Genomic DNA, 20,724 nt, shown 5'->3' on the forward strand with positions numbered 1-20,724 from the left:
GTAAATGCACACTTTAGAACATCAAGTATTAGCGTATATAAAAGAGCAGCAGCTTATTAAAAGTGGTGATAGACTACTAATTGCTTGTTCAGGAGGCGTTGATTCAATGGCGCTTCTTTCTTTTTTTTATTATTTCCGGCACTACTTTAAGATTGATCTCGCCGTGGCGCATGTGGACCATATGCTGCGCGGCGAACAATCTGCCGAGGATCGCCAATTTGTTGAACAAGCTTGTAATGACTGGGCGATTCCTTTCTATAGCTGTGCGATTCCCATTGCGGAAATCCGCAAAAAGGAAGGTGGAAATATTCAGGCGATTTGCCGGAAGGAACGCTATCATTTCTTTGAAACCGTCATGCATACCCATAAGTTTTCAAAATTAGTAACTGCACATCATGCGGACGATCAGCTCGAATCAATGTTAATGGCATTGACGAAAGCGAGTTCGCTAAACGGATTAAAAGGCATTTTACCGTCACGAAAATTTCAGCAATTTACCGTAATTCGTCCTTTTTTGATGGTTACAAAAGACGAAATTGGGGAATATTTACATAGTAAAGGTCATTTATACCGTGAAGATCCGAGCAATGCAAAGAAAGATTATACCCGCAATCGTTTCCGTCACAATGTCGTACCAGTTTTGAAGGAAGAAAACCCCCTTGTTTCCCGGCACGCAGTCCACATTGCACAGCAACTTTTAGATGATGATTCGTATTTATCGAAGCTTGCGGAAGAGCGCTTTTCGAATCTTTTTCAGAAAGTCGACAAAAATTGTTATAAAGTGAAGGTTTCAGAACTACAAAAAGAGCCACTTGCTTTACAAAGAAGGTTCATTTTAATACTATTAAGTTATCTTTATAACGATTCAAATACGATTCAAAGCTATGCACTTTGTTCGACGATTTTGACGTTATTTTCAACGTCGGATGGAAGTCGTACACTTGATTTACCGGAGAATTTTATTGCGCGTCAACAATACGATGAAGTTGTATTTGAAAATAGGCAGCAGGACTTGCCGACATCAAATCAGCAAATCGCTTTGAATGAGTGGTGTGTGCTTGGAACGATGCGCATATATATTGGGGAACTTGCACGATGTGATGAGGAGTTACTGCAAAAGTATCCGCATCACTTTTTCGCCGCATCATCTGTATCGTTTCCTTTATTCGTAAGGGCTCCCAAACAAGGGGATCGTATTTTGCTACAAGGTATGCAGCATCAGAAAAAAGTATCTCGCATTTTTATTGATGACAAGATTCCTTTCACAAAAAGAGCTGGCTGGCCATTGTTAGTCGATGCTAATGATGACCTTTTGGCGATAGTAGCTGTACGCGTTAACAATAAATTTTCTAATGTAAAATCGGCAGGGCATGAAATGGTGCTCCTTGTCGATAGCGATGAACGTCTTTAGAAAGTTTGAACAATAAAAGGAGGAATCTACTCATGATTCAAAATGACATCGAAAAAATTATGATTACAGAAGAACAAATCCAGGAACGTATTAAAGAGCTTGGTGCTCAACTGACAGAGGAATACAAAGACATGTTCCCATTAGCTGTCGGGGTATTAAAAGGTGCAATGCCATTCATGACGGATCTGATGAAGCGTTTCGATTCTTATATAGAGCTGGACTTTATGGATGTTACTTCATATGGGAATGCAACGGTTTCATCTGGAGAAGTAAAAATTCTTAAAGATTTAAATACAAGTGTAGAAGGTCGCGATGTCATTATTATTGAAGACATTATCGACAGTGGTTTAACATTAAGCTATTTAGTAGATTTATTTAAATACCGTAAAGCAAAATCGATTAAAATCGTAACATTACTGGATAAGCCATCTGGACGTAAAGTGGAATTGAATGCAGATGTTGTCGGCTTTGAAGTACCAGACGGTTTTGTTGTAGGCTACGGCTTAGATTACGCAGAGAAATATCGTAACTTACCTTACATTGGAATTTTAAAACGTGAAGTATACTCATTTTAATATTTTCTAGATTGTACAACCCTTCTATTTGAGGCTAACATCTAGATAAAAGTAGTAAATGGGCGGATTTTGTTATAATTCGTTTCAACGTTTAAAATGTGCGGTGCTTTTTATTGTATGAAAATTTCAACGTATGTTAAGATTTTACTTATAGTTTTTCTGTAACGTTGTGAGGAGGCTGGGGATGAATCGAATATTTCGATACACCATATTTTATTTACTAATATTTCTCGTGATTATCGGGATTTTTGGAACATTTAATGGTGGAAAAAAGACAACTGAAAACCTTGATTACTATGCATTTTTTGAGGCTTTAGAGAGCAATGAGATTGCTTCTATGGATATACAGCCTGAAAGAGGCGTGTATAAAATTGTAGGTCAGATGAGAGACGCTGAAGATGGCGAAACTTTCACAGTAAACGTTTTACAAAATGACCAAACTTCTGTTGACCGTATTTTGCAAATTGAAGAACAAGTTGCTAACGGTGAATATCCAGGAGTGGAAATTTTAGAACAACCGCAAACAAGTGGGTTCGTGACATTCCTTACGAGCATCATTCCATTTGTCATCATTATTATTTTATTCTTCTTCTTACTAAGCCAATCGCAAGGTGGCGGTAATAAGGTGATGAACTTCGGGAAGTCAAAAGCAAAACTATTTGATGACACGAAGAAAAAAGTTCGCTTCAATGACGTGGCAGGTGCCGACGAAGAGAAACAAGAACTTGTAGAAGTAGTAGATTTCTTAAAAGATCACCGCAAATTCACTGATATCGGTGCGCGTATACCTAAAGGGATTCTACTGGTAGGTCCTCCAGGTACAGGTAAAACATTACTTGCACGTGCTGTGGCAGGTGAAGCGGGCGTACCATTCTTCTCGATTTCAGGTTCTGATTTCGTAGAGATGTTCGTCGGTGTCGGTGCATCTCGTGTTCGTGACTTATTTGAAAACGCTAAGAAAAATGCCCCATGTATCATTTTCATCGATGAGATTGATGCAGTAGGTCGTCAACGTGGTGCAGGTCTTGGCGGTGGACACGATGAGCGTGAACAAACATTAAACCAATTACTAGTTGAAATGGATGGTTTCGGTGCAAACGAAGGTATTATTATCATCGCTGCAACAAACCGCCCGGATATTCTAGATAAGGCGTTACTGCGTCCTGGTCGTTTTGACCGTCAAATTACGGTTGGTCACCCAGACGTAAAAGGCCGTGAAGCAATTCTTAAAGTACATGCACGTAATAAGCCATTATCGGATACAGTTGATTTAGGTGCTGTTGCACAACGTACACCAGGATTCTCAGGTGCGGATTTAGAAAACTTGTTAAACGAAGCAGCTCTTGTAGCAGCTCGTAAAAACAAAAAATCGATCAACATGGCTGATATTGATGAAGCTTCTGACCGCGTAATTGCCGGTCCTGCAAAAGCAAGCCGTGTGTACTCTCCTAAAGAGAAAAAGCTTGTTGCATTCCATGAAGCCGGTCACGTAGTTGTCGGTCTTGAATTGGATGAAGCAGATACTGTTCATAAAGTAACGATTGTCCCTCGTGGTCAGGCTGGTGGTTATGCCATCATGTTACCGAAGGAAGAGCGCTTCTTCACAACGAAGCAAGAGTTACTTGACCGTATCGCCGGATTACTTGGCGGACGTGTTGCGGAGGAAATCGTGCTTGGCGAAGTATCAACAGGTGCACATAATGACTTCCAGAAAGTAACGAGCATTGCGCGTGCAATGGTAACAGAATACGGAATGAGCAATAGTCTTGGTGCTGTTCAATACGGTTCAAACCAAGGCGGCAATCCATTCTTAGGTCGTGACTTCGGTTCAGATCAAAACTATTCTGATACAGTAGCATATGAAATTGATAAAGAAGTTCAGCGTATCGTTGATGAGCAATATGCTCGTACGAAACGTATTTTAACAGAGCGTCGTGATTTACTAGACTTAATTGCCAACACGTTGATTGATAAAGAAACGTTAAATGCACAGCAAATCGAACATTTACGCGACCACGGTATACTACCTCCTGAAGAAGCGGTAGTAGAATCAGAGCTTCCAAAAGAACAAAATGAAGCAACACCAACAATTGAAACTGCTGGTAATGTTTCAATCAATGAAGAAATTCAAGGTGAAAAGAAATCACCAACAGTTGAAGATTTACCTAAAGATGTGTCAGATGATCGCCCGCAAGGCATCGATGAAGACCGTCCTAAGTAATACAAAGAAACTGACTATTTCCTGGGAAAAGGAGATAGTCAGTTTTTTCTTCTGGAAATCTTGCCCTTTGGTATAACGGGAATTGGCTATGGCAGGGGGCGGCAGATTCTAACGGAAAGCGTCGTCCGCTTAGGAAATCAACGGATGTTGTGGAAAGGGAAGGATTGCCGGCAAAAAATACTGAATACTGTATAGTAGATGGCCAAATATGGTATGATTTTTTTCAGTACAGGAAAAGTAGGTGCCACTTGTGATTTTAGTGATGAATGCTGGTAATTCCAATATCATTTTAGGTATTTATGATCAAGATAAACTTATCCATCATTGGCGGACAGAAACAAATATAAGAAAAACTGAAGATGAATATGCGATGCAGTTTAAGGCGTTTTTTGCTCATGAAGGCATTTCATTTGAACAAGTAAAAGGGATTATTATATCCTCAGTTGTGCCACCTATCATGTTTGCACTTGAATTAATGTGTAAAAAATATTTCAATATCCAGCCTTTAATTGTCGGACCCGGTGTAAAAACTGGCTTGAATATAAAGTATGAAAATCCGCGTGAAGTAGGGGCGGACCGTATCGTGAATGCGGTTGCCGCATTACAGCAATATAGCGGCAGGCCACTAATTATTATCGATTTTGGTACAGCGATTACGTATTGCTTTATTAATGAGCGCGGGGATTATGCAGGGGGCGCTATTGCACCCGGTATTGCCATTTCAACAGAGGCGCTCTATACGCGTGCTGCCAAATTACCTCGCATAGAAATTGCCCATACATCACAGGTTGTAGCAAAAAATACGGTAGCGGCTATGCAAGCAGGAGTCTTTTACGGTTTTTTAGGACAAGTAGAAGGCATCGTCAGCCGCATGAAAGCGCAAAGTAAAGAAGAGCCCCTTGTTATTGCAACTGGCGGGCTGGCAAAGTTGATCGCTAATGAAACCCAGATGATTGATGTCGTTGATCCGTTTTTGACACTCAAGGGACTTGCGACGATTTATAAAAGAAATCAATAGAAAAGAGGAATTTCAACATGAAAGACTACTTAGTAAGAGGAATTGCATATGACGGCCAGGTTCGTGCATTTGCAACAAATACAACTGAAACTGTAGGAGAAGCACAACGCCGTCATAATACATGGCCCGTTGTATCTGCTGCGTTAGGCCGTTCAATGACAGCATCGGTAATGATGGGTGCGATGCTAAAAGGGGACGACAAAATTACGGTAAAAATCGAAGGGGACGGTCCAATCGGTCCAATGGTTATCGATGCAGATGCCAAAGGAGATGTGCGCGGCTTTGTTACAAACCCACATGTTCACTTTGAATTAAATGAACAAGGAAAACTTGATGTACGTGCAGGTGTCGGTTCTGCAGGAGCACTGACAGTTGTTAAAGACCTAGGCTTACGTGATATGTTCTCAGGTCAAACACCGATTGTTTCTGGAGAAATCGCTGAGGACTTCACATATTACTTCGCTTCATCTGAACAGGTACCTTCTTCAGTAGGTTTAGGTGTATTAGTAAACCCGGATAATACAATTTTAGCTGCAGGTGGCTTTATCATTCAATTAATGCCGGGTTGTGAAGAAGAAACGATCGAAGCAATCGAAAAACGTTTGTCATCAATTGAGCCTGTATCGAAAATGATTGAAAAAGGATATTCACCTGAGCAAATTTTAGAAGCGGTATTAGGAGAAGGAAATGTTCAAATTCTTTCATCAATGCCTGTACAGTTCCAATGTCAATGTTCAAAAGAGCGTTTTGGTGCGGCAATTATCAGTTTAGGTGTCGGTGAGATTCAGGAAATGATTGATGAAGATGGCCAGGCAGAAGCACAATGCCACTTCTGTCTAGAAAAGTACCACTTCGATAAAAGTGAACTTGAAGGCTTTGTGAATGAAATCCAATCGTAATTTACACCAAACACCACAACCAACACAAAATAATTTACCGTACACACAACGACGCTTAAAAACAAAACCTACATTGCTGTTATTGCTGCTATTGTTAATCGGAAATCTATTTTGGTTTGTGCTATGGGTACTCCCGTCTGATGAAAAAACATCAGAAAAAGAAGATGGCGGCGGCGAAAAAATTGCTGCCGTCGAGGGAGATCCGATTACGCGCCAACAATGGCTTGCTGAAATGGAAAACAGATACGGAAAAGAAACATTGCAGAGTTTAGTAAATGAAGCCGTTATGGAAAAGGCTGCGAAAAAGTATAAACTCGAAGTAAAAGAAGAAGAAATTGATTTAGAAATCGCTTTATTACGCTCGGCACAAGATTCAAACGATACAACCTTACATAGTCTATCTCCAGAGCAATTGCGTCAAAAAATGCGTGCTCAGCTCATTCTGGATAAAGTACTGACAAATGATATTGTAGTAAAAGAGGACGAGGCTAAAAAATATTATGAAGACAATAAGTCGATTTATAATATTCCAACAACACACCGAACAAGTATGATTATCGTGAATTCAAAAGAGGACGCTGAACGGGTAGAAAAAGAGCTGAAGGACGGCTCTGATTTTGCGGTTTTGGCACGTGAGCATTCATTGGATACGGCTTCAGCTAGTTTAGGTGGCGATATTGGTTTTATTTCATCAAGTCAGTCGGCAGTCGATCCAGCAATTTTACCGGTAGTGGAAAAGCTGAAGGAAAAGGAAACTTCGAAACCTTTTGTATTGAGCGATGGGCGCTATGCAATCGTCAAGGTTACAGAGAACATGGAAGGACAGTCATTCAGCTTTGATGAAGTAGAAGGCCATGTAAAACGTCAGCTCGCTTTAGAACAGCTGCCGCCTTCCATTACACCCGAAGCTTTCTGGGCAGAATTTGATGCTACATGGGTCTACGGAGAATCCAAAAATTAAAGCCAGATTTTAGACAGGCAAGGACAGAAGTTGAAGTTTTTAGTGAAAGAGGAACTTTTATTGAGAAACTGCTGCTTAATAAAATTGATTGGAATGGAGGGGCGACTCCTGGGGGAATAGCGCGAGCCTGAGACTAGGAACAAAAGCTAAGAACTCCACGTCCTGTGGCAACGCTTTTGTGACCAACATCGTGTTGGCCTCGTGCCCCCGGAAAGCGTCCCCGGAATGGAAATCAATTTTGCTGTCCTGCCTTTTTCAATTTCGATGGAATAGTCAGAAATTTTCCAAAAATTTCGTTTCAATTAATTGACAAGTAGTATTAAAAATTGATAAGATACAAATTAAGTAAAACCTATTGACTTGGTAGGGATTTGGAGAGGAATGGATAAAATGAGTAAATTAGCAAATTCAGTGGCGGACTTAGTAGGTCGCACACCAATCGTAAAATTAAACAATGCAACAAGTGAAAATGAGGGTACAGTTTATGTAAAACTTGAATACTTTAACCCAGGTTCTTCAGTAAAAGACCGTTTAGCTTTAGCTATGGTGGAAGCAGCAGAAAAAGATGGCACATTAAAGCCAGGCGGTACAATCATCGAGCCGACTTCTGGTAACACAGGTATCGGTTTAGCAATGATTGCTGCAGCAAAAGGCTATAAAGCAGTTTTAGTCATGCCTGAAACAATGTCATTAGAGCGCCGCAACCTTTTACGTGCTTATGGTGCTGATTTAGTTTTAACACCAGGCCCGGAAGGTATGAAAGGTGCAATTGCCAAAGCAGAAGAATTATCTAAATCAGAAGGTTACTTCTTGCCACAACAATTCAAAAACGAAGCAAACGCAGAAATTCACCGTTTAACAACAGGTCCTGAAATTGCGGAAGCATTCGAGCAAGATGGCTTAAAATTAGATGCATTTGTTGCTGGTGTAGGAACTGGCGGTACAATTACTGGTGCGGGCGAAGTATTGAAAAATAAATTCCCTGAAATCGAAATCATCGCTGTTGAGCCTAAAGATTCACCAATTCTTTCAGGCGGTAACCCTGGACCACACAAAATTCAAGGTATTGGTGCAGGTTTCATTCCGGATGTATTAAACACAGAAGTATATGATTCTGTATTACCGGTTGAAAACGAAACAGCATTCGAATATGCACGTAAAGTAGCGCGCGAAGAAGGTATTTTAGCTGGTATTTCTTCAGGTGCAGCGATTTACGCAGCAATCGAAACAGCAAAACGTTTAGGTAAAGGTAAAAACGTATTAGCGATTATCCCATCAAACGGTGAGCGTTACTTATCAACACCTTTATACCAATTTGAAGACTAATTGAAATTCATTAAGATCATCCTTAAAAGCTATTTTGCGAGTATAAACTCGTAAAATAGCTTTTTTTCTTAGAAACTGCTAAGTTAGAAATGGATTTTTACAGCGTTATCGAGTTTAATTAAGAAAAAGGTAAAGCGGGTGTAAATTGATGCAACAACTAGAAACACATACATTTTACATGACAAAAGATGAATTTTATTATAGTTTCCAGGAACAGACGGCAACGGAAAAACAGCGAGTGTTTATGGAAAGTGGTCGTGGAGGGCATTATTCAATCGCCGCGTGGCGGCCTATAGCAACCGCAAAATCAGTGTCGCAAGGTCTTGAACTGACTTGGAAAAATGGGAAGACAGAGCTGAGAACAGGTGAGGCACTTGCGGAGCTGGAAAAAGTGATCGCTGAGTACAAGCTTGAAGCGAACCCAAAACTTCCTGATTTCCAAGGGGGAGCAATTGGATTTATTTCATATGATTATGCACGTACGATTGAAACACTCCCGAATGAAGCGGAAGATGACTTACAAGTACCGGATCTTTACTTTTACTTGTTTGATCATTGGGCAGTACATAACGTCCAAACAGGTGAAGTGACATTAATGAAATTTGCTACTAGTGAAGTGGATTTATTTTTATGGCAAACGGATTGGCAGCAGCATGCGGAAGCCGGATTGGAAAAACGTCATTTTAACAAGGAAACAGCGAAAAATATGCAGCAGGATGATGCAGAATTGCAAGTTTCCTTCAGTGGGGACGCATTTGAATCTGCTATACATAAAATTCAGCACTATATTGGACAAGGCGATGTGTTCCAGGTGAACTTGTCTGTCCGTCAGGCGAAAAAGCTCTCTGCAGCACCGATTGCGATGTATGAGGCGGTTCGTTCGTTTAATCCTTCGCCGTATATGGCTTATATTGAAAGTGGAGATTTTGCAGTTGTGAGCGGCTCTCCGGAATTACTTGTAAAACGTAAAGGGAATGAGCTTTCGACAAGGCCGATTGCTGGGACACGTCCGCGCGGAGCATCGGAGGAACAGGATATAGCACTGGCCAATGAACTTATAGAACATGAAAAAGAGCGTGCAGAACATGTTATGCTAGTTGATCTGGAGCGCAATGATTTAGGAAGGGTTAGCAAGTACGGAACGGTAGAAGTAAATGAGTTTATGGTCATTGAGCATTACTCGCATGTAATGCATATCGTTTCGAATGTCCGCGGGGAAATTGCACAAGGAAAAACAAACGCGGATGTCATTCGGGCAATGTTCCCGGGTGGAACGATTACGGGGGCACCGAAAATACGTACGATGGAAATTATTGAAGAACTGGAACCGGTACGCCGTGGACTATATACGGGTTCGATTGGCTGGATCGGCTATACAGGCGACTTGGAGTTAAATATCGTTATCCGTACAGCGTATATTCAAGATGGCATTGCATACATACAGGCAGGTGCCGGAATAGTCATCGATTCGATTCCGGAAAACGAGTATATTGAGTCAATGAATAAGGCAAAAGCAATGTGGCAGGCAAAAGCAATGGCTGAAGAGGTGAGCAAATGATTTTAATGATTGATAACTATGATTCGTTTACTTATAACTTAGTGCAATACTTCGGCGAGTTTGGTCATGAACTGGTCGTAAAGCGCAATGACGAAATTACGGTAGAAGAAATCGAAAAGCTTCGACCAATGATGCTTGTCATTTCACCAGGGCCCTGTACACCGAATGAAGCAGGGGAAAGTCTTCGTATTATCGAACATTTCGCAGGGAAGCTTCCGATTCTAGGTGTGTGCTTAGGTCATCAGGCGATTGCACAAGTATTTGGTGGCGATGTTGTGCGTGCCGATAGATTGATGCACGGAAAAACTTCCTCTGTCCTGCATAATGGGATTGGTTTGCATAGAAATAACACGAATCCATTTTTAGCAACACGCTATCATTCACTGATTGTAGAACCAAAAACTTTACCGGACTGTCTGGAAGTGACGGCATGGACAGAGGAAGGCGAAATTATGGGGCTGCGTCATAAACAGTATCCGATTGAAGGGGTTCAATATCATCCGGAATCGATTATGACCGAAGATGGCAAGCAGCTGTTGCGCACATTTATAGAGACGTATTGTTAGGGGGGGATAGTCGATGCTTTGTTGGATGAATGGACAGTATATCAATGAAAAGGATTTGAAAATTTCCCCGTTTGACCACGGATTTTTATATGGACTCGGTTTTTTTGAAACGTTTCGTACATATGAAGGGAAGGCTATCTATCTGCAAGCACATTTCAGCCGCCTGATGGAAGCGTTGAAAGAATACCGTATACATTTCCCATATACGCTGCAGAACATAGAAAAGGTCATTGAAAAGCTCAATGAACAGGACGGGGAAGAAGGATATTTCCGTTTAAATGTATCGGCCGGAGTACATCCGATTGGACTTGCCCCGTCAGAATATACCGAACCAACTGTTATTCTGTTTCGTAAAGAACTACCGAAAATGGTGCGCGGTACAGAAAAGGAAGCGGTCTGGCTGAAAACAGCGCGTAATTCCCCTGAACAGCAGACACGCTATAAAAGCCACCATTACGGCAATAATGTTCGTGCGCGGTTAGAATTACCGAGCTTAGCGACACAAGAAGGCTTCTTTACCGATCAGGACGGGGTTGTCGCAGAAGGTATTACGTCAAATGTCTTTTGGATAAAAGATGGTATACTGTATACGCCTTCTACAAATTTAGGTATTTTACCGGGCATTACCCGAAAAATAGTCATTCAGCTTGCTGATGAACTCCAACTCCCGGTACGAGAAGGCCGCTTTATGGCATGGGAATTGGAACAGGCAGACGAATGCTTTATTACAACAGCTGTACAGGAGCTTGTACCGATTTCCCGTATCGGGAAGGTACAGTTTGCCGGCAGTGAAGGCAGACTTTATAAAAAGCTGCATCAAGCATATGTACAAAAAATCATTACGTGTTTAGGAGACCGTCATGTTAGAAAACTATAAAGTACTCACATTAAATGGGATTGAACTGGATTTTCGCAAAGAAACATTCGTAATGGGCATTTTAAATGTAACACCGGACTCATTTTCGGATGGCGGCAAGTTCAATTCGGTTGAAAAAGCGATTGCCCAGGCGAAAAAAATGGTGGCAGATGGTGCGAAAATTATCGATGTTGGTGGGGAATCCACTCGTCCCGGCTACATACGAATTTCCGATGAGGAAGAAATTGCACGTGTCGTACCGGTAATTCGTGCGCTTTTAAGAGAAGTACCCGCGATTATTTCAATCGATACGTATAAATCGAATGTTGCGCGTGCCGCCATTGAAGCAGGTGCCCATATGATTAATGACATTTGGGGTGCAAAAGCGGATCCGGAAATGGCCAATGTAGCGGCAGAACTGGATGTACCGATTATTTTAATGCATAATCGCCTTTCGGATCAGTACGATAACTACTTTGCCGAATATATGGCCGATATGCAGGAAAGTATTGCAATTGCAAAAGCAGCAGGAGTGCGTGATGAGCATATTTTCCTTGATCCGGGCATCGGTTTTGTGAAAAGTCTAAGTGAAAGCATTGAAACGATGCAGCGCCTCGATGAGCTTGTTGCACTAGGATATCCGGTTTTGCTTGCAACATCACGCAAGCGTATGATCGGATCGATTTTAGAATTACCTGTAGAGGAACGAGTGGAAGGGACAGCCGCTACTTGTGCATTTGGTGTCCAAAAGGGCTGCCATATGATGCGTGTACATGACGTTAAGGAAGTGGCGCGTACGGTGAAGATGATGGATGCGCTCGTTGGGAAATTTGAAGTACAAGGTGAATTGGCACCTAGACATTAAGGAGTTTGCAATGGATTATATTCATTTAAAAGAAATGCAGTTTTTTGGCTATCACGGTGTATTGCCGGAAGAGAATGTATTGGGACAACGTTTTCGTGCTAATGTTTCGCTTGCTGTTGACATGAAGCTTGCTGGTGAGACAGATGAGCTGAATCATACGGTAAGCTATGTCGGTGTTTATGATATATGTAAAGAAGTAATTGAAGGTAAGCCGTATAAATTAATTGAAGCGGTTGCGGAAAAAGTTGCTTCAAGTATTTTAGCGCAATATGAAGGTCAGATTTTTGGATGCCGCGTCGAAATTATTAAGCCTGATCCTCCAATTCCGGGACATTACAAAGAAGTCGCGGTTGAAATTACAAGAGGACAATTCGTATGACGACGACAGCGTATTTATCGATTGGTACGAATATCGGTGAGCGTGAGCAAAACTTGCAGGACGCGGTAGAGCTGCTCATCGCACATGAAGCGATTTCAGTAACAGCAATTTCATCGATTTATGAAACCGCAGCAGTAGGTTTTACAGACCAGGCAGATTTTTTAAATATTGCTGTTGCTCTTGAAACGGAGCTTGATGCCCATGACCTTCTTGCACTATGTCAAAAAATTGAAAATGATCTTGGCCGTGTTCGTGAATTCCGCTGGGGGCCGCGAATAATCGATTTGGATATTTTGCTGTATGGCCAAAAGCAGTATGAAACTGAAAACTTAACGATTCCACATCCGCGTATGTATGAACGTGCATTCGTGCTTGTACCGTTAGAAGAGATTATGACGCAAAATTATGATATGCTTGTAGGCGTGCAAAAAGCGTTACAAGCACTCGATATAGAGAAAGAAGGCGTCAATCTGTGGAAGAAAATCAATACGGTCGCAGAATTCGGGCCTTTCGAAAACTAAAAAGAATTCAGCAAATCGAATTTGCAAAATATATTGGTATATCTGTAACAATTCTAGGGCGTATTGAACGAGGCGAGAAAGATGCCTCTGAAGAACAGCTCCAAACAATTGCAGATGTATTAAAAATAGATATAAACGAATTAAAAGGTGAATAACCTGGTGGAGGGAACATAAAGGTGTCAAACATCGACCAAAAGCCTTTCCAAATAGGCGATATTATTATGGATAACCGTGTCGTTCTTGCCCCAATGGCTGGAATTTGCAACTCGGCTTTCCGTTTAACGGTAAAAGAATTTGGTGCAGGATTAGTCTACGCGGAAATGATCAGTGATAAAGCGTTGAATATCCGCAATAAAAAAACATTGGACATGCTTTATATTGATGAGCGTGAAAATCCGATGACACTGCAAATTTTCGGAGGAGACAAAGAAAATTTAGTAGAGGCGGCGAAATTTGTAGACAAACATACAACGGCCGACATTATCGATATCAATATGGGCTGTCCTGTAAATAAAATCATCAAATGTGAAGCTGGCGCAAAATGGCTGCTTGATCCGAACAAAATTTACGAAATGGTTTCAGCTGTTGTCGATGCAGTCGATAAGCCTGTTTCGGTAAAAATGCGTATCGGTTGGGATGAAGAGCGTGTATTCGCTGTAGAAAATGCCCAAGCAGCAGAACGAGCAGGTGCAGCCGCTATTGCAATGCATGGCCGAACACGCGTGCAAATGTATGAAGGTAAGGCAAACTGGGACGTTTTAGCCGAAGTGAAGAAAAATATCAGCATCCCATTTATCGCAAATGGGGATGTGGAAACACCGGAAGATGCAAAACGCATTCTGGAACATACGAATGCAGATGCAGTCATGATTGGTCGTGCTGCTTTAGGGAATCCGTGGATGATTTATCAAACGGTAAAATATTTGGAATCAGGTATTCAAATTCCGGAGCCTTCTGTTCGTGAAAAGATGGATGTTTGTTTACTTCACTTTGAACGTTTAAAAGCACTTAAAGGGGAAAAAGTGGCGGTAAGAGAAATGCGCAAACATGCATCCTGGTATTTAAAAGGAATTCGCGGAAACGGGAAGATCCGTAATGCGATTAATTTGACAGAGACGGAGCAAGATTTACGTATTCTTTTAAATAGTGTTGCGGATGAATACGTAGAAGAAGCGGTTATTGTATAAATAGGTTTGAAAGGCATCAACTGATGGTGCCTTTTTCTTATGGAAAGAAAAATCATTTGGCAGAATTATCTGATATTTAAAATTAATTCGAAACAGGTGAATCACTAAAAGAAATACTGTACAATAGAAACATTATGGACTATTGTGCCGTTTTGGAGCGCAAAAACATTAAGGAGTGAAATACGTGTCAAATATCGAAGAATTAAACGACCAACTTTTGGTGAGACGCCAGAAGATGACAGATATTCGCGAAAACGGTATGGACCCATTCGGCAGCCGTTTTGAACGCACACATTTATCGAACGAAGTTATTGCAGAAAATGAGCAATTTGATAAAGAGCAATTAGAAGAAAATCCACGTGAAGTTGTAATCGCTGGACGTATTATGACGAAGCGCGGTAAAGGTAAAGCAGGTTTTGCGCATATCCAGGACTTAGCTGGCCAAATCCAAATTTATGTACGTAAAGATGCCATCGGTGAAGAAGCATATGAACTATTCAACAAAGCGGACCTTGGGGATATCGTAGGGGTAAAAGGAAACGTATTCCGTACGCAAGTTGGAGAACTATCTGTAAAGGCGACGGAGTTCACTTTCCTAACAAAAGCGTTACGCCCGTTACCTGATAAATTCCATGGCCTGACAGACGTAGAGCAACGATACCGTCAACGCTATGTAGACTTGATGACAAACGATGAATCAAAAACAACATTCATCCAACGTTCAAAAATCATCCGTGCAATCCGCAACTACTTAGATAACAACGGTTATTTAGAAGTGGAAACACCGATGTTGCATACAATCGCAGGTGGTGCTGCGGCTCGCCCGTTCATTACACACCACAATGCATTGGATATGGAATTATATATGCGTATCGCTATCGAGCTGCATTTAAAACGTCTAATCGTCGGTGGCTTGGAGAAAGTTTATGAAATCGGCCGTGTATTCCGTAACGAAGGAATTTCGACTCGTCACAATCCGGAATTCACAATGATTGAATTATATGAAGCATATGCAGACTATAACGATATTATGGATTTAACAGAAAACCTTATTGCACATGTGGCAAAGGACGTACTTGGCACAACATCTGTACAATATGGTGAAGATACAATTGAATTAGGTATTGGCTGGAAACGTGTGCATATGGTAGATGCAGTTAAAGAAGCAACAGGTGTAGATTTCTGGGCTCCGATGACTGTAGAAGAAGCACGCAAACATGCTGCTGAGCACGGCGTGGAAATTAAAGACGCGCATGAAGTAGGTCATATCATCAATGAATTCTTCGAGCAAAAAGTAGAAGAAACATTGGTACAACCTACTTTCGTAACAGGTCACCCGGTGGAAATTTCTCCATTAGCGAAGAAAAACCCTGAAGACCCACGCTTCACAGACCGTTTTGAGCTATTTATCGTTCGCCGTGAGCATGCAAATGCATTCACAGAATTAAATGACCCGATCGATCAACGTGAGCGTTTCGAAGCTCAAATGGCAGAAAAAGAAGCAGGAAATGACGAAGCACATGAAATGGATAATGATTTCATCGAAGCATTAGAATACGGTATGCCGCCAACTGGTGGTTTAGGTATCGGTATCGACCGTTTAGTAATGTTATTAACGAACTCACCATCAATTCGTGACGTTTTATTATTCCCGACAATGCGCCATACAACAAAATAAGTTTAGTTTCACTAGAGCCCTGCGTTATTCGCAGGGCTCTTTTCTCTATTATAGAAAGCAGAGTGTAGTTATTTGTTGGTGGTGAACGGTGAGAGTGCATTTGCGGTGAGGGTATTATAGAAGAATATAAAGAAATAAGGGTGCTGTTAGGGACTCCTTTCTATATATAGGAAAAGAATTAAGAGAAACATAATAGATTTTAATAAAAAAGATAATATTTTTTAAATAGCTATTGCAATATAGTTGTAAGGGTGGTATATTATTTCTTGTCGCTAAAACGCGATGCAACAAATTACAAAGTTCTTTACTTTTCGACTTCAGAGTGATAAAGTATAAGAGTTACCGAATTTGCAGTGAAATATGAGTTAAAAACTTTTTTAAAAAAGTTGTTGACACATACATTGATAAAATGGTAAGATATAAAAGTTGTCACAATGACAACACAATGAACCTTGAAAACTGAACAAGCAACGTTAATGAAACAAGCTTCTTAAATGAAGCAAACAATAGATATCAACTTCTAACGAAGTTGGATCGCTAGCAAAGCAAATGAGCTTTCAAACTACTTTTATGGAGAGTTTGATCCTGGCTCAGGACGAACGCTGGCGGCGTGCCTAATACATGCAAGTCGAGCGGAAATTTTATTGGTGCTTGCACCTTTAAAATTTTAGCGGCGGACGGGTGAGTAACACGTGGGTAACCTACCTTATAGATTGGGATAACTCCGGGAAACCGGGGCTAATACCGAATAACACTTTTGAACACATGTTCGAAAGTTGAAAGACGGTTTCGGCTGTCACTGTAAGATGGACCCGCGGCGCATTAGCTAGTTGGTGAGGTAACGGCTCACCAAGGCAACGATGCGTAGCCGACCTGAGAGGGTGATCGGCCACACTGGGACTGAGACACGGCCCAGACTCCTACGGGAGGCAGCAGTAGGGAATCTTCCACAATGGACGAAAGTCTGATGGAGCAACGCCGCGTGAGTGAAGAAGGATTTCGGTTCGTAAAACTCTGTTGCAAGGGAAGAACAAGTAGCGTAGTAACTGGCGCTACCTTGACGGTACCTTGTTAGAAAGCCACGGCTAACTACGTGCCAGCAGCCGCGGTAATACGTAGGTGGCAAGCGTTGTCCGGAATTATTGGGCGTAAAGCGCGCGCAGGTGGTTCCTTAAGTCTGATGTGAAAGCCCCCGGCTCAACCGGGGAGGGTCATTGGAAACTGGGGAACTTGAGTGCAGAAGAGGATAGTGGAATTCCAAGTGTAGCGGTGAAATGCGTAGAGATTTGGAGGAACACCAGTGGCGAAGGCGACTGTCTGGTCTGTAACTGACACTGAGGCGCGAAAGCGTGGGGAGCAAACAGGATTAGATACCCTGGTAGTCCACGCCGTAAACGATGAGTGCTAAGTGTTGGGGGGTTTCCGCCCCTCAGTGCTGCAGCTAACGCATTAAGCACTCCGCCTGGGGAGTACGGTCGCAAGACTGAAACTCAAAGGAATTGACGGGGGCCCGCACAAGCGGTGGAGCATGTGGTTTAATTCGAAGCAACGCGAAGAACCTTACCAGGTCTTGACATCCCGGTGACCACTATGGAGACATAGTTTCCCCTTCGGGGGCAACGGTGACAGGTGGTGCATGGTTGTCGTCAGCTCGTGTCGTGAGATGTTGGGTTAAGTCCCGCAACGAGCGCAACCCTTATTCTTAGTTGCCATCATTCAGTTGGGCACTCTAAGGAGACTGCCGGTGATAAACCGGAGGAAGGTGGGGATGACGTCAAATCATCATGCCCCTTATGACCTGGGCTACACACGTGCTACAATGGACGGTACAAACGGTTGCCAACCCGCGAGGGGGAGCTAATCCGATAAAACCGTTCTCAGTTCGGATTGTAGGCTGCAACTCGCCTACATGAAGCCGGAATCGCTAGTAATCGCGGATCAGCATGCCGCGGTGAATACGTTCCCGGGCCTTGTACACACCGCCCGTCACACCACGAGAGTTTGTAACACCCGAAGTCGGTGAGGTAACCTTTATGGAGCCAGCCGCCGAAGGTGGGATAGATGATTGGGGTGAAGTCGTAACAAGGTAGCCGTATCGGAAGGTGCGGCTGGATCACCTCCTTTCTAAGGATTATTTCGGAATCATTCCCTCGGGGAATGAAACATTAACGGTTGCTGTTCAGTTTTGAAGGTTCATTCTTAATTGAATGGAATACTTCAAAAACTTGCTCCTGACGCTTGCGCATACGTCGCAAAGCTGCATGAAGCAAAATCAGTGAAGCTTTGTCACGATGTGATTGAAGTCAGCTGCTTCGTTCTTTGAAAACTGGATAAAACGACATTGAAAGCAATAAATCAAATTTCTATTTTATAGATATTTAAACAAGTCAAGCAATTGACGTGTAAACTTAAATCTTGGATTTTATCCAAGTGTTAACTTTTGGTTAAGTTAATAAGGGCGCACGGTGGATGCCTTGGCACTAGGAGTCGATGAAGGACGGCACTAACACCGATATGCCTCGGGGAGCTGTAAGTAAGCTTTGATCCGGGGATTTCCGAATGGGGGAACCCACTATCTTTAATCGGATAGTATCTTCACGTGAATTCATAGCGTGTTGAAGACAGACGCAGGGAACTGAAACATCTAAGTACCTGCAGGAACAGAAAGAAAATTCGATTCCCTGAGTAGCGGCGAGCGAAACGGGAAGAGCCCAAACCAAAGAGCTTGCTCTTTGGGGTTGTAGGACACTCTATACGGAGTTACAAAAGAATGGATTAGACGAAGCGACTTGGAAAGGTCCGCGAGACGAGGTAAAAGCCCTGTAGTCAAAAGTTCATTCCCTCCAGAGTGTATCCTGAGTACGGCGGAACACGTGAAATTCCGTCGGAATCCGGGAGGACCATCTCCCAAGGCTAAATACTACCTAGTGACCGATAGTGAACCAGTACCGTGAGGGAAAGGTGAAAAGCACCCCGGAAGGGGAGTGAAATAGATCCTGAAACCGTGTGCCTACAAGTAGTTAGAGCCCGTTAATGGGTGATAGCGTGCCTTTTGTAGAATGAACCGGCGAGTTACGATTACGTGCGAGGTTAAGTTGAGAAGACGGAGCCGCAGCGAAAGCGAGTCTGAATAGGGCGAATTAGTACGTGGTCGTAGACCCGAAACCAGGTGATCTACCCATGTCCAGGGTGAAGGTGAGGTAACACTCACTGGAGGCCCGAACCCACGCACGTTGAAAAGTGCGGGGATGAGGTGTGGGTAGCGGAGAAATTCCAATCGAACCTGGAGATAGCTGGTTCTCTCCGAAATAGCTTTAGGGCTAGCCTCGTGATTGAGAATACCGGAGGTAGAGCACTGTTTGGACTAGGGGGGCATCTCGCTTTACCGAATTCAGACAAACTCCGAATGCCGGATATTTATACACGGGAGTCAGACTGCGAGTGATAAGATCCGTAGTCAAGAGGGAAACAGCCCAGACCACCAGCTAAGGTCCCCAAGTAATCGTTAAGTGGAAAAGGATGTGGCGTTGCTTAGACAACCAGGATGTTGGCTTAGAAGCAGCCATCATTTAAAGAGTGCGTAATAGCTCACTGGTCGAGTGACGCTGCGCCGAAAATGTATCGGGGCTAAACGATTCACCGAAGCTGTGGATGCATACTTTGAGTATGCGTGGTAGGAGAGCGTTCTAACAGCGTTGAAGTCAGACCGGAAGGACTGGTGGAGCGGTTAGAAGTGAGAATGCCGGTATGAGTAGCGAAACATGGGTGAGAATCCCATGCACCGTATGACTAAGGTTTCCTGAGGAAGGCTCGTCCGCTCAGGGTTAGTCGGGACCTAAGCCGAGGCCGATAGGCGTAGGCGATGGACAACAGGTTGATATTCCTGTACCACCTCCTCACCGTTTGAGAAATGGGGGGACGCAGTAGGATAGGGTAAGCACGCCGTTGGTTGCGCGTGTTCAAGCAGTAAGGCGTGTATGTAGGCAAATCCGCATACTATAACGTTGAGCTGTGATGACGAGCTCGTATGAGCGAAGTTCCTGATTTCACACTGCCAAGAAAAGCCTCTATCGAGGTGAGAGGTGCCCGTACCGCAAACCGACACAGGTAGTCGAGGAGAGAATCCTAAGGTGTGCGAGAGAACTCTCGTTAAGGAACTCGGCAAAATGACCCCGTAACTTCGGGAGAAGGGGTGCTTCTTTGGGTGCATAGCCTAGAGAAGCCGCAGTGAATAGGCCCAGGCGACTGTTTAGCAAAAACACAGGTCTCTGCAAAACCGTAAGGTGACGTATAGGGGCTGACGCCTGCCCGGTGCTGGAAGGTTAAGAGGAGCGGTTAGCGCAAGCGAAGCTGTGAATTGAAGCCCCAGTAAACGGCGGCCGTAACTATAACGGTCCTAAGGTAGCGAAATTCCTTGTCGGGTAAGTTCCGACCCGCACGAAAGGCGTAACGATCTGGGCACTGTCTCAACGAGAGACTCGGTGAAATTATAGTACCTGTGAAGATGCAGGTTACCCGCGACAGGACGGAAAGACCCCGTGGAGCTTTACTGTAGCCTGATATTGAATTTTGGTACAACTTGTACAGGATAGGTAGGAGCCAGAGATCTCGGAGCGCCAGCTTCGAAGGAGGCGTCGGTGGGATACTACCCTGGTTGTATTGAACTTCTAACCCATGCCCCTTAGCGGGGTAGGAGACAGTGT

At 43.0% G+C, this 20,724-nt stretch carries 16 protein-coding genes and 2 rRNA genes (1 of these 18 cut by a window edge); all 18 read left to right on the forward strand.

Annotated elements, in window-relative coordinates; all coding sequences use genetic code 11:
* The first annotated feature begins 4 nt into the window (after window positions 1-4).
* Complete coding sequence (gene tilS / locus MKZ25_RS00435) at window positions 5-1,411, forward strand: tRNA lysidine(34) synthetase TilS (RefSeq protein ID WP_340799658.1); 1,407 nt, start codon at window positions 5-7, stop codon at window positions 1,409-1,411.
* A gap of 32 nt (window positions 1,412-1,443) precedes the next feature.
* On the forward strand, window positions 1,444-1,986 hold the full coding sequence (gene hpt, locus MKZ25_RS00440) for a hypoxanthine phosphoribosyltransferase (RefSeq protein WP_339174675.1): 543 nt from the start codon (window positions 1,444-1,446) through the stop codon (window positions 1,984-1,986).
* A gap of 184 nt (window positions 1,987-2,170) precedes the next feature.
* Window positions 2,171-4,207 carry an ATP-dependent zinc metalloprotease FtsH gene (gene ftsH / locus MKZ25_RS00445; protein ID WP_340799659.1) on the forward strand — a complete coding sequence of 679 codons (2,037 nt, stop codon included), beginning with the start codon at window positions 2,171-2,173 and terminating at the stop codon, window positions 4,205-4,207.
* A 250-nt stretch (window positions 4,208-4,457) separates the two neighbouring features.
* Window positions 4,458-5,225, forward strand: coding sequence for a type III pantothenate kinase (locus MKZ25_RS00450; RefSeq protein ID WP_340799660.1), 768 nt, complete (start codon window positions 4,458-4,460; stop codon window positions 5,223-5,225).
* A gap of 17 nt (window positions 5,226-5,242) precedes the next feature.
* Entirely contained in the window at window positions 5,243-6,124 is an 882-nt protein-coding gene (hslO, locus tag MKZ25_RS00455; protein ID WP_340799661.1) for an Hsp33 family molecular chaperone HslO, read from the forward strand.
* Window positions 6,108-7,085: a peptidyl-prolyl cis-trans isomerase gene (locus MKZ25_RS00460; protein WP_340799662.1), complete on the forward strand. Its 978-nt coding sequence runs from the start codon at window positions 6,108-6,110 to the stop codon at window positions 7,083-7,085. Before hslO ends, MKZ25_RS00460 begins: the two co-directional genes overlap by 17 nt.
* A 390-nt stretch (window positions 7,086-7,475) precedes the next feature.
* Window positions 7,476-8,411 (forward strand): cysteine synthase A, encoded by a 936-nt coding sequence (gene cysK, locus MKZ25_RS00465; RefSeq protein WP_340799664.1) that lies wholly within the window; start codon window positions 7,476-7,478, stop codon window positions 8,409-8,411.
* A gap of 148 nt (window positions 8,412-8,559) precedes the next feature.
* Entirely contained in the window at window positions 8,560-9,969 is a 1,410-nt protein-coding gene (locus tag MKZ25_RS00470; RefSeq protein WP_340799665.1) for an anthranilate synthase component I family protein, read from the forward strand.
* The gene (pabA, locus tag MKZ25_RS00475) at window positions 9,966-10,535 is read left to right on the forward strand and encodes an aminodeoxychorismate/anthranilate synthase component II (RefSeq protein WP_340799666.1); all 570 of its coding nucleotides are present in this window, start codon (window positions 9,966-9,968) and stop codon (window positions 10,533-10,535) included. Before MKZ25_RS00470 ends, pabA begins: the two co-directional genes overlap by 4 nt.
* Window positions 10,536-10,548: 13 nt before the next feature.
* Window positions 10,549-11,412, forward strand: a complete 864-nt coding sequence (gene pabC / locus MKZ25_RS00480) for an aminodeoxychorismate lyase (protein ID WP_340799667.1) — start codon at window positions 10,549-10,551, stop codon at window positions 11,410-11,412.
* The gene (gene folP, locus MKZ25_RS00485) at window positions 11,396-12,256 is read left to right on the forward strand and encodes a dihydropteroate synthase (RefSeq protein ID WP_340799668.1); all 861 of its coding nucleotides are present in this window, start codon (window positions 11,396-11,398) and stop codon (window positions 12,254-12,256) included. The genes pabC and folP overlap by 17 nt, the downstream gene beginning before the upstream one ends.
* 10 nt (window positions 12,257-12,266) lie before the next feature.
* Window positions 12,267-12,635: a dihydroneopterin aldolase gene (folB, locus tag MKZ25_RS00490; protein ID WP_340799669.1), complete on the forward strand. Its 369-nt coding sequence runs from the start codon at window positions 12,267-12,269 to the stop codon at window positions 12,633-12,635.
* Window positions 12,632-13,156: a 2-amino-4-hydroxy-6-hydroxymethyldihydropteridine diphosphokinase gene (folK, locus tag MKZ25_RS00495; RefSeq protein ID WP_340799670.1), complete on the forward strand. Its 525-nt coding sequence runs from the start codon at window positions 12,632-12,634 to the stop codon at window positions 13,154-13,156. Before folB ends, folK begins: the two co-directional genes overlap by 4 nt.
* Window positions 13,108-13,311, forward strand: coding sequence for a helix-turn-helix domain-containing protein (locus tag MKZ25_RS00500; protein WP_340799671.1), 204 nt, complete (start codon window positions 13,108-13,110; stop codon window positions 13,309-13,311). The genes folK and MKZ25_RS00500 overlap by 49 nt, the downstream gene beginning before the upstream one ends.
* 21 nt (window positions 13,312-13,332) lie before the next feature.
* Complete coding sequence (gene dusB, locus MKZ25_RS00505; RefSeq protein WP_340799672.1) at window positions 13,333-14,343, forward strand: tRNA dihydrouridine synthase DusB; 1,011 nt, start codon at window positions 13,333-13,335, stop codon at window positions 14,341-14,343.
* 175 nt (window positions 14,344-14,518) lie between these two features.
* Window positions 14,519-16,021, forward strand: a complete 1,503-nt coding sequence (gene lysS / locus MKZ25_RS00510; RefSeq protein WP_340799673.1) for a lysine--tRNA ligase — start codon at window positions 14,519-14,521, stop codon at window positions 16,019-16,021.
* 567 nt (window positions 16,022-16,588) lie between these two features.
* A 16S ribosomal RNA gene (locus MKZ25_RS00515) occupies window positions 16,589-18,145 on the forward strand.
* 318 nt (window positions 18,146-18,463) lie between these two features.
* A 23S ribosomal RNA gene (locus MKZ25_RS00520) occupies window positions 18,464-20,724 on the forward strand; it runs 668 nt beyond the window's last position.
* Together the 16S and 23S rRNA genes form the textbook arrangement of a ribosomal RNA operon.

The sequence above is a fragment of the Solibacillus sp. FSL W7-1464 genome, from assembly GCF_038004425.1.
Lineage (GTDB): Bacteria > Bacillota > Bacilli > Bacillales_A > Planococcaceae > Solibacillus.